This window comes from Paenibacillus sp. P4_E11, assembly GCF_056401635.1.
On sequence record NZ_JBFUIX010000046.1, the window covers coordinates 1 to 14,173 of the forward strand.

17 protein-coding genes are annotated in these 14,173 nt (G+C 49.6%); 13 read left to right on the forward strand and 4 right to left on the reverse strand.

Translation table 11 applies throughout. The features are described from left to right. The 6 genes from AC1DWB_RS17850 to AC1DWB_RS17875 all read left to right on the forward strand — a co-directional run. A partial coding sequence (locus AC1DWB_RS17850; protein ID WP_477542435.1) for a serine hydrolase domain-containing protein occupies positions 1–964 on the forward strand: 964 nt, incomplete at its 5' end. A gap of 235 nt (positions 965–1,199) precedes the next feature. Continuing rightward, positions 1,200–1,601, forward strand: a complete 402-nt coding sequence (locus AC1DWB_RS17855; protein WP_477542436.1) for a hypothetical protein — start codon at positions 1,200–1,202, stop codon at positions 1,599–1,601. 133 nt (positions 1,602–1,734) lie between these two features. After that, positions 1,735–2,157, forward strand: coding sequence for a VOC family protein (locus tag AC1DWB_RS17860; RefSeq protein WP_477542437.1), 423 nt, complete (start codon positions 1,735–1,737; stop codon positions 2,155–2,157). A 243-nt stretch (positions 2,158–2,400) separates the two neighbouring features. Next, on the forward strand, positions 2,401–2,844 hold the full coding sequence (locus AC1DWB_RS17865; RefSeq protein WP_477542481.1) for a MarR family winged helix-turn-helix transcriptional regulator: 444 nt from the start codon (positions 2,401–2,403) through the stop codon (positions 2,842–2,844). A 70-nt stretch (positions 2,845–2,914) separates the two neighbouring features. Then, positions 2,915–3,544 carry a nitroreductase family protein gene (locus tag AC1DWB_RS17870; protein WP_477542438.1) on the forward strand — a complete coding sequence of 210 codons (630 nt, stop codon included), beginning with the start codon at positions 2,915–2,917 and terminating at the stop codon, positions 3,542–3,544. A 34-nt stretch (positions 3,545–3,578) separates the two neighbouring features. Continuing rightward, positions 3,579–4,343 carry a pirin family protein gene (locus AC1DWB_RS17875; protein WP_477542439.1) on the forward strand — a complete coding sequence of 255 codons (765 nt, stop codon included), beginning with the start codon at positions 3,579–3,581 and terminating at the stop codon, positions 4,341–4,343. 75 nt (positions 4,344–4,418) lie between these two features. Here the strand turns inward: AC1DWB_RS17875 and AC1DWB_RS17880 are convergent, their stop codons facing one another. Then, on the reverse strand, positions 4,419–5,240 hold the full coding sequence (locus tag AC1DWB_RS17880) for a DUF6597 domain-containing transcriptional factor (protein WP_477542440.1): 822 nt from the start codon (positions 5,238–5,240) through the stop codon (positions 4,419–4,421). Between the two features lie 128 nt (positions 5,241–5,368). Between AC1DWB_RS17880 and AC1DWB_RS17885 the strand changes: the two genes are divergently transcribed. Continuing rightward, complete coding sequence (locus AC1DWB_RS17885) at positions 5,369–5,821, forward strand: SRPBCC domain-containing protein (RefSeq protein ID WP_477542482.1); 453 nt, start codon at positions 5,369–5,371, stop codon at positions 5,819–5,821. A gap of 162 nt (positions 5,822–5,983) precedes the next feature. Here AC1DWB_RS17885 and AC1DWB_RS17890 read toward each other — a convergent pair whose 3' ends face one another. Next, a complete protein-coding gene (locus AC1DWB_RS17890; RefSeq protein ID WP_477542441.1) occupies positions 5,984–6,760 on the reverse strand; it encodes an exodeoxyribonuclease III in 777 nt (258 codons plus the stop codon). 189 nt (positions 6,761–6,949) lie between these two features. Here AC1DWB_RS17890 and AC1DWB_RS17895 point away from each other — a divergent pair, with 189 nt between their 5' ends. After that, positions 6,950–7,492 carry a DUF1697 domain-containing protein gene (locus AC1DWB_RS17895; protein WP_477542442.1) on the forward strand — a complete coding sequence of 181 codons (543 nt, stop codon included), beginning with the start codon at positions 6,950–6,952 and terminating at the stop codon, positions 7,490–7,492. A gap of 51 nt (positions 7,493–7,543) precedes the next feature. Here AC1DWB_RS17895 and AC1DWB_RS17900 read toward each other — a convergent pair whose 3' ends face one another. After that, positions 7,544–8,245, reverse strand: a complete 702-nt coding sequence (locus AC1DWB_RS17900; protein WP_477542443.1) for a Rossmann-fold NAD(P)-binding domain-containing protein — start codon at positions 8,243–8,245, stop codon at positions 7,544–7,546. A 115-nt stretch (positions 8,246–8,360) separates the two neighbouring features. Between AC1DWB_RS17900 and AC1DWB_RS17905 the strand changes: the two genes are divergently transcribed. The 3 genes from AC1DWB_RS17905 to AC1DWB_RS17915 all read left to right on the forward strand — a co-directional run bounded on the left by AC1DWB_RS17905 (position 8,361) and on the right by AC1DWB_RS17915 (position 11,527). Continuing rightward, complete coding sequence (locus AC1DWB_RS17905; RefSeq protein WP_477542444.1) at positions 8,361–8,798, forward strand: DUF6157 family protein; 438 nt, start codon at positions 8,361–8,363, stop codon at positions 8,796–8,798. Between the two features lie 212 nt (positions 8,799–9,010). Beyond that, complete coding sequence (locus AC1DWB_RS17910) at positions 9,011–9,703, forward strand: hypothetical protein (RefSeq protein ID WP_477542445.1); 693 nt, start codon at positions 9,011–9,013, stop codon at positions 9,701–9,703. A 201-nt stretch (positions 9,704–9,904) separates the two neighbouring features. Continuing rightward, on the forward strand, positions 9,905–11,527 hold the full coding sequence (locus AC1DWB_RS17915; protein ID WP_477542446.1) for a DUF4127 family protein: 1,623 nt from the start codon (positions 9,905–9,907) through the stop codon (positions 11,525–11,527). A 153-nt stretch (positions 11,528–11,680) separates the two neighbouring features. Here the strand turns inward: AC1DWB_RS17915 and AC1DWB_RS17920 are convergent, their stop codons facing one another. Further along, positions 11,681–12,076 (reverse strand): VOC family protein, encoded by a 396-nt coding sequence (locus AC1DWB_RS17920; RefSeq protein ID WP_477542447.1) that lies wholly within the window; start codon positions 12,074–12,076, stop codon positions 11,681–11,683. 209 nt (positions 12,077–12,285) lie between these two features. Here AC1DWB_RS17920 and AC1DWB_RS17925 point away from each other — a divergent pair, with 209 nt between their 5' ends. Together AC1DWB_RS17925 and AC1DWB_RS17930 are read left to right on the forward strand one after the other, a co-directional pair. Next, entirely contained in the window at positions 12,286–13,206 is a 921-nt protein-coding gene (locus tag AC1DWB_RS17925) for a Rossmann-fold NAD(P)-binding domain-containing protein (protein ID WP_477542448.1), read from the forward strand. A 167-nt stretch (positions 13,207–13,373) separates the two neighbouring features. Then, the gene (locus tag AC1DWB_RS17930) at positions 13,374–14,084 is read left to right on the forward strand and encodes a hypothetical protein (protein WP_477542449.1); all 711 of its coding nucleotides are present in this window, start codon (positions 13,374–13,376) and stop codon (positions 14,082–14,084) included. The last annotated feature ends 89 nt before the right edge of the window (positions 14,085–14,173 follow it).

Genomic DNA, 14,173 nt, shown 5'->3' on the forward strand with positions numbered 1-14,173 from the left:
ACTAGTAGCCAAGCATGGGGAAGTGCTATATAAGGAAGCATTTGGTATTGCGAATAAAGGTTTTGGAATTCCGAATCGAACCGACACCAAATTTAATCTGGGTTCGGTAAACAAGATGTTTACTGCAGTTGCGATCATGAGGTTAGCAGAAGACGGGTTGTTGAACGTAAATGATAGGATCGGCAAATACTTGCCTCATTTCCCATCGGATCTGGCTAACCGAGTTACGATTCACCATCTGCTGACGCATACATCGGGAACAGGACTGTATTGGAATGATAAATTTAAGGCGAAATTTACACAACTCAAACGTGTTGATGATTATATTCCACTCTTCATCGAAGACCCCTTATTATTCGAACCTGGAACCAAATGGGCATACAGTAACTCAGGGTACATCATTCTTGGAGCGATTATCGAATCTGTGACAGGAGGGGATTACTTCTCATTTGTAAAAGATAACGTGTATGTACCGGCTAATATGCTCAACACAGATTGTTATGATCTGGAGTATGATGTTCCTAATCTAGCAGTTGGCTATACTCGCGTCGGTACAGAAGATGATGGTCCATGGCGTAATAATACATTTCTCCATGTCGTAAAAGGAGGCCCGGCAGGAGGAGGATACTCCACAGTAGAGGATCTTCTGCATTTCGACATTGCGCTCCGCACAAACAAGTTACTTAGCCCGGAGTGGACTACACTTGCTACGACCGACAAGTTCCTTTCGCAGGAGAGCCCGGATATGAAAATGCGGCACGGATACGGATTTATGGATTTGAGGACGCAAGGGGAAAGGATCATAGGTCATAACGGCGGATTCCCTGGTGTCAGCGCGCTTTTGAACATGTATATGCACAGCGGATATACGTTAGCGGTACTTTCTAATTACGACATAGACCGAGGCATTAAGGGTGTACATCTGAAATTTGATGAGTTGCTCTTTAGAAAGCAGACAGTCTAAACCACGGAGTAACGGACATAGGATTCGCTATTCATTTCCAAAACACCGTATTTCACCCGCTTACGGACATACGATCCGTTAATGGCAGTAAATCCGTAGAAATCGGCTCCAAGTCTTGTGAATAACGGAATCTGTGTCCGATAAACATCCATATGGGCACCTCAGGACGGATATAACGGATCTACGGTCCGAACGTACGTTACTCTTCTAAAATAACAGGAAAGGAGGTCAACGAATGGAGACCCAATACATCCAAATCGCAGCCATCATTGGCACTGTTATTTTAACGGGTGTCGCCATCTTTCAAATCTTGCTCTTGCTTGGATTTCCACTAGGGGAGTACAGCTGGGGCGGGAGGCACAAGGGAGTGTTGCCGCCGATATTCCGTTGGATGAGTCTACCATCGGCCATTCTTCTATTGTTTATGGGCTTTGTCTTATTAATACATACGAAAGTGGTTTCGATCAGCGGCACCCTTATACCTACACATATATGGGTATGGATCATTACGATCTTCCTGGGTCTGAACACATTAGGGAATCTCGCATCGAAAAGCAGAGGGGAGAAACTCGTCATGACCCCTCTATCCGGTATAACTTTTGTATCGTGCTTAGTTGTGTCCATTTTTGGTGGGTGAGAATCAGAGGGCAGATCGGTATCGTCTCCCAGAATAATATTTATTATGATGCGACGGATTTCAGATGTGCCGTTCGTCTATATATGGAATTCACACGATTGTGAAAAAATTTCAGTATGGGAGTGGTTGACCAATGGACGAGAACAACAAGAAAGCAACTTTCTACGACGGGTTACAAGTGAGACTGGTATCAGATCTTCAGAAATCTCTTGCTTATTATCGGGAGGTACTAGGTTGTGAGACGAGTGGTTGGGGGCATGCCAATCGAGGGGGAATGAAATTAATTCTTCAGCAAGCCCGGGATAAGAGTGAGGTCAGGCCGAACCAGGTGTCAGCGAAGCGAGATACATATCCGACAGATTGGCAAGGCCCTGATCTGGGGTGGGATACGTTTGTTCATGTGGATTATGAAGAGTTCGATGCGTTGGTAGCAGAAATGAGAGCAAGCGGAGCTAACATTATCCTGGGACCTATAGAATCGACACATAGCAATGGGGTGCTTTTCAAAAACCTGTATATCCAGGACCCGGACGGATATATCATCGTATTCGGATGATGGTATAAGACAATAGTCATAACCTGAAGAAAGACCGAGTGCCACAAGCGCTTGGTCTTATTGGATATTGTAGAACTTTCCGGCTGCTTATGGCTGAGGTCGTTATTCGAACGTTTTTCAAGAGTTACAAGTCCATGCGGGTGTCAAATAAAGAAAAGGTGTTGACAATTGGATGCTATTGATATATCTTTAAATCAAGATAAATGAATTTAAAGTAAATTGCAGGAGGTGGTTGAGTTGCCAATGTCAGTCGATGAGGGTCAGAACGAATCGCTTAAGTTGTTCGTAGTCCTGTCCAAGGCGTACAAGTCCTTAATGGAGAAGACATCTCGTGATGCCAAGAAGTACAACTTATCTCCTTCGGAATTTGGAATTCTTGAGGTGCTGTATTCCAAGGGGCGAGTTCCGCTGCAGCAAGTAGGAGAGAAGATATTGATTACAAGCGGAACGATCACATACAACATAGACAAGCTTGAGCAGAAGAAGCTGTTACAGCGCGTACCCTGCACGGAAGATCGTAGAGTCGTTTATGCAGAGCTTACAGCAGCTGGGAGCGAATTATTCGATCATATTTTTCCCCAGCATGTGGCWTATATCCACGAACTGATGAGCGGTCTTACCTCGGATCAGAAGCGACAAGCGATTGAACTGCTCAAGCTATTGGGTAAAGGAGCGAAGAACAGCTAGTCGCTTTTTCATGCCAAATATCTTGAATTAAAGAAATTTGAATATGAGATAAATGAAGGGGTAATCTAAGATGAGTGAGTTCAGTCAAGTTGTTAAGGAACGCAGGTCAGCGGTCAAATTTATTCCGAATATCGAGCTACCGCAACAAGAGTTGGAAGACATATTCAGCTTGGTGAAATATGCGCCATCAGCTTTTAATCTACAGCATACGCACTATGTGGTTGTTCAAGATAAGCAAGTGAAGGAGAAGGTATACGATGCCGCGTACAAGCAATACAAGATTCAATCGGCTTCCGCCGTCGTTCTAGTGTTCGGTCACATGGATGCATACCGCAATGTGTCGACCATCAACGAAGGGCTGCTTCATCTGAACGTGATCAGCAAGCAGGAATATGACCAGGAAGTGGAATCTGTTACGTCGTTCTACGAGTCAAGGGGAGACGTGTTTATGCGGGAAGAAGCGATCCRCAATGCGAGTCTATCCGCTCAGTTGTTCATGCTTGCGGCCAAGGAGAAGGGGTGGGATACTTGTCCTATGATCGGATTTGACCCAGCAGTTGTGCAAGATATTGTTCAGGTGCCGGATCGCTATGTACCTGTTATGCTCATTGCCATTGGCAAAGAAGACACGGCAAGGCAGCGCCCGCGCGGTTATCGGAAGCCCGTCGGAGAGTTCGTCAGCTACAACCGTTTTTTATAATCCACCCATTCCATATCACTAGGAGGCATATCAGATGCAAACACGTGTATACACACCTACTATGCAAGCAACAGGCCAATTTGATGGCGGGAAGATTCAGGAGCAAAAACCGATCGGCTTTCCAAGGGAAGGCTCCGTTGTAAAACGTGTCGGTCCGTTATTTTACTGGGCGTGGGCGACGTCGAGCGAAGAGGCGATGATCGGACTACATCCGCATCAAGGATTCGAGATCATGACTTATGTGGTTCAAGGTAAGAGTGTGCATGGAGATACATTAGGTACGAATAGCGAAGTAGGTGCGGGTGGGGTTCAGGTTATGCAGACAGGCTCCGGGGTAAGCCATCAAGAGAAGATAGCTGCGGACTCAGAGCTCTTCCAGATCTGGTTCGAGCCCTATCTGAACGAAGCGGTCACCAGACAGCCTACTTATCGGCAGTATGAGCATCCGGTATTCCCTACACAGGCTGGGTCAGGTACACAAGTGAAGACGGTTATCGGCGAGGGAGCTCCAGTCGAATTGGTGGCCGACGCCAAAATGTGGGATGTGGAGGTCGAAGCGGGTGCACACTATACGCATACGACAGCTGCGGGGCATACTTTAACTGCACTTGCGATTCGTGGACACGGTACTTGGATGAATGCAGGTGAAGCGCAGGGTGTAGACTTTAATCACAAGGACTTCATCCTGGGCGCTGTCGATCTCGATACCGAAGTCGTCTTGCGCAACACGGGTGAGGAGCTAATGCGGCTTATTCTAATTGAAGTACCTACAACAGTAGATTACCCATTCTATCGTTAATAAGTATCCGTTACACGACCGGGAAGCCTTCCCGGTCGTATTGTTGCTTGATTTGCTTTCACTTAACTGGAGCGCTCATTCGTGCCGTATCGCCTTCATATATTCTTCGGGCGATTTGCCGATCAGTGCTTTGAAGTCTTTGATGAAATGGGCTTGATCGTAGTAGCCCAAGTCTTGCGATAACTTCGGCCAGTCTGTGATCTCGCCTTGTTCCATTCGATCGGCTGCCTCTTGGAGACGATACCGCTGAATGACCCATTTCGGGCTGACTCCGACGTAGCGACTGAATAGACGCTGCAAGGTTCGCATGCTTATGTCGAATCGGCTCGCAATATCCTCCACTCGAACGATCTCCCGATCATGGATGGCGGTTTCAACGATTCGATTGATCAATTCAACCCGCTCGTCCTTTTCGGGAAGATGCTCGAGCAAGTAGAGCTCTGCAAGTCGGGCCATCTGGTCCCCATCTTCCTGGGCCCATATTCGCTCCTCCAGCTCAGTAGCTTCAATCCCGAATACGTCCCGGAAAGGGAGGATGTGATCGGTAAGCTTGGAGACCGGCTGCTTCCAGAACGGATAAAATCCTCCAGACCGGAACTTAACGCCCAGTACCGTACCTTCGTCTTGGAGAAAACGAGTAAACTTGGAGCTTGGAACGCCGTAGACCCCGGTAAACAGTCCGCTGGACGTTTTCTCGAAAGATAGGTTAATGTTGGGATACGACAAGATCGTTTGCTCATAAGGGGATTGTCCCCGCAAGTCCCAGCGTACTACCCAATAATGCTCTATCAACGAGGCTAATTCCGGAGCAGGCTCATAGCGCATAAGAGAGAAATTCCGCATGCCGGCTTCCGACTGCAGGATGCCCCTGGTGGACGAATGGTCTGTTGATTTCATAGATTCTCTCCTCATCTGAACGGCTTGTCGCGAATTTACAATACATGAGAAGTTCAAATGCTCTATATTAAGTCTAGCAGGTAGATGCTTCTCCAGCAATCAATCACTAATGTAATGGAGGCTACATGATGGACGATCTCAAGTATGTGCAGTATATCGGAGCCAAGCCGGAAGACGTATGGCGCGTATTCGTAACGCCGGAAGGAACGAAGGCGATCTTCTTCGGATGCATTCTCGATTCTACATTCGAAATTGGGTCTCCTTATGCCTACAAAGGACCAGGCAACGATGGTGAGGAGACGGTTCACGTCTATGGGACCGTGCTCGCGTTCGAGGAGAATAAATTGATGAGTTATACCGAACATCCCGGCCCCACGTATCGCGACAATCATGCTGAACTGGAGACGAGAGTTACACTGACATTAGAGGCGGTTGGCAATTGTACGAAGCTAACGCTGATTAACGATAAGTGGCCGGCGGACCATCCTTCCTACGCAAGTACCAACGATAGTTGGCCTATGATTTTAAGTAATGTCAAGACATATGCCGAGACAGGAAAAACGCTGGATTTTGGCTGGTGATGCGACGAACGGGTTCACAGGAAAGGCGGTGACGTCTGATTGCAGACATTCACCGCCTTTTTTTTCGCTGCGATTCGTGTTCATTCATGACCGTTCTTCTTGCGCTTCAAGTCCCGATTCGTTACATATCACGACGCGATATAGTGCGCAAGCATGAAAAGCCTAAGTGTCCGAACCGCCAGCCAGCTCCGCAATATGTAGCACAACCGGGCAATGATCGCTGCCTAATACATGCGCATCGATCTGTGCGTCTGTTAAGAATGGGCCCAGTCGAGAGGAGGCGAGGAAATAATCAATACGCCAACCCACATTCCGTTCTCTCACCTTGGGCATATTCGACCACCACGTATAAGCGTCATCCTTATCGGGGTAGAAGAACCGATACGAATCGAGGAATCCGGCTTCCAGCAGTTGCGTCATTTTGCCCCGCTCCTCCAAGGTGAATCCGGAGTTGTTGCGATTGGACTTGGCGTTCTTCAGATCAATCTCCTGGTGAGCGACATTCAAGTCCCCGCACACGATTACCGGCTTCAGAGCATCCAGTTGCAGCAGATACGTGCGGAAGCGGTCTTCCCATTCCATCCGATAGTCCAACCGGGTCAGATCGCGCTTGGCATTCGGCGTATATACATTAACGAGATAGAAGGTGTCGAACTCCAGCGTAATGATCCGACCTTCAGGTTCTTCGTCTTCTTCGATGCCATATCGTACGGAAAGCGGCTGTTGCTTGGTGAAGACAGCCGTTCCAGAGTAACCCTTCTTCACAGCATAGTTCCAATATTGCGAATAAGCGCCATCCTGCTCCAGGTTAATCTGGCCTTCTTGCAGCTTCGTCTCCTGGATACAAAATATGTCCGCATCCGTCTCCTTGAAATATTGTTCAAAACCTTTATTGACACATGCCCTTAACCCATTCACATTCCAGGATACCAGCTTCATCCTTGTTTCTCCCCTGTCTGAATGACGATGATAGTTGATTTATTTAGTGTAACATACAACTTGACCCCTGCCGATACGATCGTGGTAATTGTCGCTTTTTTACAATACATGTTTGTCGGATGTCGTGTACATTGTGCATAATCGAGATAGAGGACTGGTTGTACAAGCCATAGATGAAGGGGTGAGAGAATGGCGGTTTATATCGCGCTGTTGCGTGGGATTAATGTAGGCGGGAAGAACATGGTCAAGATGCCGGAATTGAAAAACATGCTGGAAACGATGGGCTTAGGCCAAGTGAAGACCTATATTCAGAGCGGCAATGTAGTATTCGAATCGGCACAATCGGCGGAACTATTACGTGAGCGAATCGAACGGGAGTTCCAATCGAGGTTCGGCTTTTCGGTGACTATAGTATTGCGAACGGCCGAACAATGGCGTCAGCTTATCGAGAATTGCCCGTTCCAGCAGACTGCACTATCGGAGGGGCAGAGCATTCATATTTCTTTGCTGACTGAAGAACCTTCACCCGAAGTGCTCCGCATCCTATCGGAAGCGAATGATGGAATGGATGAGTACGAGGTGCTTGACCAACAGGTTTATTTCCTGTTCCGGCAAAGTGTGCTCGATTCGAGACTGGCCAAAGGCTTGCAGAAGCTGGGGAACACCGTGACATCGCGGAACTTGAATACGATCGTTAAGCTTGATTCCATGGCCGAAGCGATGAAGGCTTGACACAATTAATGGACCGGGTGAGTTAGCACCCGGCCTGTAATTAACGCGTATTCACTCAGGGAGATTGGCTAATCGGACCATATCCTTGTGGTCAATAATCGTCTTCTCATAGTCGGCATGCACGCTATGAATCATCGCCGTGCTTACTTCGCGGAGTGATATGACGACATTTGGGAATAGCCGCCTCAGAACAGGATACATCCAACCCATGTAGCGATAGTAGGGTTGAGCATTGTTCAACCCCGGGATAGGCTGCATATAGCCAGGACGGAACATATATGCTCGTTTGAAGGGCAGGCGCAAGATGGCGTTTTCCGTTCGGCCCTTGACTCGGGCCCACATGCTCTTGCCGTGTTCCGTACTATCGGTTCCCATTCCGGTTACGTAGCAGAACACCATGTCGGGATTCAATCTGGCGAGCAAGCCCGCGACGTGCATAGTAAGGTCATATGTTAACCGTGTATACTCAGCTTCCGTCTTCCTGACCGAGGAGACGCCCAGGCAGAAGAAACAAGCATTGTAACCGCTTAGATGAGACTCGATCGGAGAGAGGTCAAGGAAGTTATCGTGGATAATTTCTGATAATTTGGGGTGCGACATTCCACAGGGCCTGCGGGTGATAACTAACACCTGTTCCACATTGGGATCGAGCAAGCATTCATGCAAGACGCCTTCACCGACCATTCCTGTAGCGCCGGTAATGATCGCTCTAATCTTGTCCTTGTCCTTGCTCTTGGAACCGTCTGATTGCATGGAATGGGACCCCCTTATGCGCGATGCGCGCGTTCGCCCTGTAAGCGATGTTGGACAGAATATTATAGGATTGCTGGAGCATTGTCAATTCACAGAAAGAGCAGGAGGGATCAGGATGGAATGGAATTACTACAATACATTCATCACAGTCGCTGCGGATTGTCCGGCCTCGAAGGGTACGGTTCCGCCAGACAAGAAGGGTGGGAAGACGAAAGCCGGCATTGAGTTCGAATTGGTCTCCGCGAATCCGTATATCTACACCCAGGAAGAGCTGCTGTTTGAAGTGCATATTCGTCACAAAGCCATTGCGCCAGAGGAGCTCGAGGCGCATGGGACGCAGCTCCGAGACGAATTCTACCAAGTGCCGATGCCTTGCTTGCGAGCATCGATGCTGCCCAAGAAGTTCGGGTGGGGCTTGCATTTCAACAAGGCGGGTAAGGTTGCGCTCGTTCCAATCGAGTCTGAACATTATCAGCATTTTGTTGGGGGCCACGAGGAAGAGGTGAAATTGGTGCCTGCGATGCGGAACAATCGCCCGCGTGCCAATATATGAAATTGAATTCCCAGTACCAGCTCTGATCGAGTAACTCGTCAACTTTTATGTGGTGACTTCTACTATCCAATTAACGGTGTTGGAAGCGTCAGCGCCTTCAAGAGCGGAGCAAAACGTCATGGAAATAGAATTGACAACATTAGGAGGGATTGTTACAATTTATTTGCCTCCCGAACCGGGAGCGCTCCCAAATGGACAAATAGGAGGTCGCTATGAACAAGCTAGTTCAGATGCTTCAACAGAAGACGGCGTTGATCGTCAGCCTGCCCGGCAACTCTCTGGAGCTGTTTCAGGCTGCGGTAGAGGGTGGAGCCGACGCGATCAAGATTCATTTCAACATCGAGCATCGCGCGAGTGGGACACAATTCGGCTCTACCACCGAATATGGCGAGCTGCTCTCCGACATGTGCAGGTCCTTTGAAGGTCCGATCGGCGCGGTAGTAGGGGACTCGATCCAGAAGGTCACGCAGGAGGAAGTGAATCAGCTGGTGGTGGCCGGTGCGGATTTCGTGTCCTTGTACGCACACCATGCGCCAGGCTGGCTGCTCAGCAACAACGAGATCAGTAAGATGATAGCCGTGAATGGCGACTATGAGGAAGGGGCCGTGTCCGCTTATCGTTCCTTACCGATCGAGATGTTGGAGGCTTCCATCGTTCCCGCTCAGGAGTATGGAAGCCCGCTGTCCATCCAGGATTTGCTGCAATACCGGTGGTTGGTGGAACGATCGGGCAAGCCAGTTATCGTACCCAGCCAGCGCAGCATACGAGTCGAAGAACTCGAAGCGCTTCAACTGGCGGGCGTTGGTGGTGTGATGATCGGCGCGATGGTGACCGGCAACGACACGGGCTCCATATATGAAGCGACCCGCAGGTTTCGCCTCGGATTAGACCAGTTGTTGCGCTGAGCTTTTTTAAATGGGAGCGCTCACATTCGCAAAAAACGTAGATACGCAATTGGCGGTTCAGCAGGACTGAGTGGGTGAGTTGAACCTGAAGATGCCAAACCAATAGATGAATTTTATTGCTGAATACATTCAAAGAGAAAAATACGTTATTCCGCTGGCGGGCCACTTGGGAATTGAACTCAAGAAAGGGAGTGTAATCACATGACGAGGCAACCTCATATCGCACTGGTTCCATTGGATAGCCGTCCGTGCTGCCAATGGTTCCCTCAGCAAATCGCCGCGATTGCGGGCGTGCAACTGCATACGCCCCCGATCGAGCTGCTGGGGAAGTTTATGAAGTCCGGGAGCTGTGCCAGTATCCGCGATTGGCTGCTCGCGGCCGCCGAACAGGCGGACGGCTTGGTAGTGGCAGCGGATCAGCTCGCCTTCGGTGGCTTGATCGCCTCGCGGACGAACGAGCGGACGTTGGAGCAGGCCAAGGAAACGTTGGACGTGCTGCGGACGATCAAGGAGAAGCATCCGAACAAGCCGCTGTTCGTCTCCAGCGTGCTTATGGGGATTACGATCACCGGGAGAAATGCTGAATACGTGCATTATAAGGAGTTGGTGCAGCAGTATTCGGAGCTATTCGACCGGCACCACCGCTTGAGGGAGGTCGGGCTGGAAGCGGAATTAGCCCAAGTGCAGGCGCAGATTCCGGCTGAAATTCTGGAAGACTTCCTGCAGGCGCGCAAGCGAAATATGTTCATCCATAAGCTGTTGATTGATTGGGCGGCTGAGGGCGTCATTGATTACTTGAACATTACGCAAGAGGATGCGAGCGCCGTCGGCGTGCATATCTCCGAGCAGATGGAGCTGCAACGATACATGTACGAACGTCATGCGCAGGCGAAGTCCATTCTGTATCCGGGCGCGGATGAAGCGACGCAGACGTTGCTTGCCCGCATGTTGCAAACACTCGGCAAGCGCAAGGTCAAAGTGTTCGTACGGTTCACATCGGAGTCCGGCAAGCTTGCCATTCCGAAGTATGAGGATCGTCCAATAGAGGAGACGGTGAAAGCCCATCTCTGGGCGGCCGGTACCGTGATCGTCGACTCGCCGCTGGACTCGGACTTGATTCTGGCCGTGAACCCGCCCATGATGCACATGAACAATGATGGCAAAGAATCGCAGGAGGTGAAAGCGTGTTTCGATTCGAGGCATTTGCTCACCGATCTGGTGGAGAACGCTCGGTATTATATCAAGCAGGGCCGCCGGGTGGCGATTGCAGACGTCGCGCTGCCGAATGCGTCGGATATGGAGCTTGTGCGGTATTTGCTAGACGAGCGACTTTTTACCCGGCTGTACGGTTATGCGGGCTGGAATACGGCGGGCAATACGCTAGGCACTTGCATTTCCCAGGCGGTGGCCCGCACGCTGTATGACCTGTCAGGTATTGGGGTGGGCATGGATATCGACATCGACATCAACATGACTTCCAAGACGGACGTTGTCGTGAAGGCGAATGAGGTGCATACCTCATTCTTGCTGTCACGCTTGCTGGACGAATGGGGCTATCAGGCCCAGGTCCGGGGGGAAACGCACAAGTGGATCGTGTCCCATTTGCCCGTCAGCCCGTGGGATCTGGAATCACACTATGACCAGGTCAATGCGCTCGTCGCGGAGCGTATGGAGGAGCTGTTCGCGGCCACGAAGCCACTGCTTGTGAATGCAGAATCGGCGGCTGCCGGGCTTCTCGTTCGAGATGTGCGGCTAGCGTCTGTAAGTCTGCCTTGGAACCGTATATTCGAGGCTGACATACATGTGGACGTGAAACTGGGTTAAATGGGTTAGGGGGGCCTGGGACCTCGGGACTTGCCGAAATGACGCCACCCAAAAAGAAACGCCTTAAGCTGCACTTTCATGTGCGCGCTGCAGGCGTTTTTTGTTACCTATACAATTGTACCTATCCATATTGCGTACGCACCTTGCATGGATTCAACTCTTGGGCTGCCACACCTTGAATTTGTTCCAATCGGGATCGTAGAAATTGAATTCCCAGTACCAGCTCTGATCGAGCAGTTCGTCGACTTCAATGTTATGACTTCTCGTGTACTCGTACAGCTGTGCGATATCGGACGTCTGGAAGCAGATTGCCGGCATTTCATAATGCGTTACGCCCGCGATCCAATCACCGGTGTGGAAATTCAACGTTTGCTTCGGCGTGCATTCCAGCAGGAATATTTCTTGTTTTCCTGCCAGCAAGTGATCGCCCTCTACGAGGAGTCCAAAGTGCTCGACGAACCACACGGTGGAGCGCTGCTTGTCCGTAACCGGAATGTATACCGCATCGATGCTCGTTAATAGGGCTTTCTTCGATTCTGGCTGCTCCATAGTATCCTCCTGATTATATCCACGATTTTCCGTACGCGTGCTTGGTTCGGTCCTCTTGTCTTCGATCTGAAGATTGTTAATATCCACACCCTCTATAATAAATTCGGTTCCATGCGGGATGTTCCTGCCGGGTTGACAAGAAAAAGAAACCCATATATTATGTATAATTATTCATTAATAATAATAAATATACATTACGAGGTGCAATTGTGAACCATCTTTTAACATTGCAGGAGCTCAGTAAGGCTGATCTACAAGCGATTATTCATAAGGGACTGGAGATCAAGCGCCATCCGGAAGCCTACTACCAAGCATGCTATCGAAAAGGGCTTCTGATGCTGTTTCAGAAAACTTCGACACGGACTTATCTTTCCTTTCAATCGGGGATTCAGCAGATGGGTGGTTACCCGGTTACGATGGATTGGGATTCGAGCAACTTCAGCCTTTCTCCCATCCAATACGAGGCCCGGTATGTCTCGAGAAATTGCGATATCATCATGGCCAGGCTCAAGAACCATTCCGATCTCCTTCAACTGGCCCAATATTCCAACGTACCTGTCATTAACGGATGTTGTGACAAATACCACCCCTGCCAGGCATTGGCCGATCTCATGACGATCTATGAGGTGTCCGGGACGTTCGAAGGGATCACTCTAACGTACGTGGGGATACATAACAATGTGGCGAATTCACTTGTGGCAGGCTGTATGACGTTGGGCATCCACCTGATTCTCGTGACGCCGATTGTGAATGAGCCCTCGTGGGACGAGTCCTTGATGCAAGCTGCCTATAGCAGCGGCTATGTAACGGAGATGGACAGCTTATCTACGGCCGTTGCCCAGTCGGATTATGTATACACAGACACCTGGATCGATATGGAGTTTTATAGCGACCCGGATTACCAGGACGAGAAGGAACGACGCCTTCGGACGATGCTGCCCTTCCAACTGAACCGCGATCATCTTCAGGGGTATTCACCTTATATTATGCATGATATGCCGATTCATCCCGGGTTCGAAATTGCCGAAGATCTGGTCGAATCCGAGAAATCGATCATCTATCAGCAGGCCGAGAATCGCATGCATGTGCAGAAGGCGCTTCTTCTGCATTTGCTCGAATCATCCTCCTAGGGCTGTCCGCCGATGTGAGAGTCACCTCGTTTCGGCTCTTTTTTAATTGAGGGCTTGCTTGTCGTACAAGGTCTTGTAGAGCGCATGTCCGGCAAGGAGGAATATGGAAGGGGTATGCAGAATATGTCCTCCTAAGTAAATCATTGGAACATTTAGGAGGAAAAATCATGGCCTATTGCACACAATGCGGCAACCCTATTACGGAGGGAGAGTCGCACGATTGCACAGCTCAGGAATTGGCAGCTACCGCAACTGTTGCTCAGAAGGGCGAATTTGTCATCGGAAGCTATACACTGAATAATGGAGTGTTGTTGAAGCTTCTGAAGAATCCGTACTCCAGCCTGCAATTGGACCCGACCAAGGATATCCTGTACGGCGTGCTCGGTATGGTCGTCTCCGTTCTCGGCTTCTTTCTATGGGCATTGGCGTTGCAAAAAGGTCTCGTTGACGCGATTTCTTCCGCATTGGGAGGACTGGACTTTTTCGGCGTGGGCTCTACGATCAAAAAGAAGGTATCGATCGCTCCGAACGCTCTGCTGATAGGTCTCGTTTCCATGATTGGCTTGTTAGCGATCTTGGGGGCTGTTGGGAACTGGCTGGGGACGCGCAAGGCGGGAATCAAAGAGATCGTCACTTATTTGGGAGCGATGCAACTGACATTCGGTGTGGGGTATATAGTGGCCGCCATTCTCTTATTTGTCTCGATCAAGTTCTCCCTCTTCCTCTTGATGATCGGGCTGCTGACGACACTGCTGTCCACGGTGATGGCTTCGCATGACATACATAGCATAGCACGGGACAAGCGTATGCCTGCCATCACAGTGAGCCTGACAGGTTACATTGTTGGGGTTGGTGTGATTTATACACTGTTTGCTTAGCGACTTTGCTGTTCGGTCTTTACTCATTTTTCACGAAGATTTCACATGTGGGCCTGCAGACAAAGAGGGATTATGGTCGAATCCGCTAA

What these genes read in the sequence shown, in the direction of transcription:
- AC1DWB_RS17930 (WP_477542449.1), top strand. Translation starts at nt 13,374, where the DNA reads ATGGCCTATTGCACACAATGCGGCAACCCTATTACGGAGGGAGAGTCG.
- AC1DWB_RS17875 (WP_477542439.1), top strand. Translation starts at nt 3,579, where the DNA reads ATGCAAACACGTGTATACACACCTACTATGCAAGCAACAGGCCAATTT.
- AC1DWB_RS17860 (WP_477542437.1), top strand. Translation starts at nt 1,735, where the DNA reads ATGGACGAGAACAACAAGAAAGCAACTTTCTACGACGGGTTACAAGTG.
- AC1DWB_RS17880 (WP_477542440.1), bottom strand. Translation starts at nt 5,240, where the DNA reads ATGAAATCAACAGACCATTCGTCCACCAGGGGCATCCTGCAGTCGGAA.
- AC1DWB_RS17920 (WP_477542447.1), bottom strand. Translation starts at nt 12,076, where the DNA reads ATGGAGCAGCCAGAATCGAAGAAAGCCCTATTAACGAGCATCGATGCG.
- AC1DWB_RS17905 (WP_477542444.1), top strand. Translation starts at nt 8,361, where the DNA reads ATGGAATGGAATTACTACAATACATTCATCACAGTCGCTGCGGATTGT.
- AC1DWB_RS17910 (WP_477542445.1), top strand. Translation starts at nt 9,011, where the DNA reads ATGAACAAGCTAGTTCAGATGCTTCAACAGAAGACGGCGTTGATCGTC.
- AC1DWB_RS17890 (WP_477542441.1), bottom strand. Translation starts at nt 6,760, where the DNA reads ATGAAGCTGGTATCCTGGAATGTGAATGGGTTAAGGGCATGTGTCAAT.
- AC1DWB_RS17900 (WP_477542443.1), bottom strand. Translation starts at nt 8,245, where the DNA reads ATGCAATCAGACGGTTCCAAGAGCAAGGACAAGGACAAGATTAGAGCG.
- AC1DWB_RS17885 (WP_477542482.1), top strand. Translation starts at nt 5,369, where the DNA reads ATGGACGATCTCAAGTATGTGCAGTATATCGGAGCCAAGCCGGAAGAC.
- AC1DWB_RS17915 (WP_477542446.1), top strand. Translation starts at nt 9,905, where the DNA reads ATGACGAGGCAACCTCATATCGCACTGGTTCCATTGGATAGCCGTCCG.
- AC1DWB_RS17895 (WP_477542442.1), top strand. Translation starts at nt 6,950, where the DNA reads ATGGCGGTTTATATCGCGCTGTTGCGTGGGATTAATGTAGGCGGGAAG.
- AC1DWB_RS17855 (WP_477542436.1), top strand. Translation starts at nt 1,200, where the DNA reads ATGGAGACCCAATACATCCAAATCGCAGCCATCATTGGCACTGTTATT.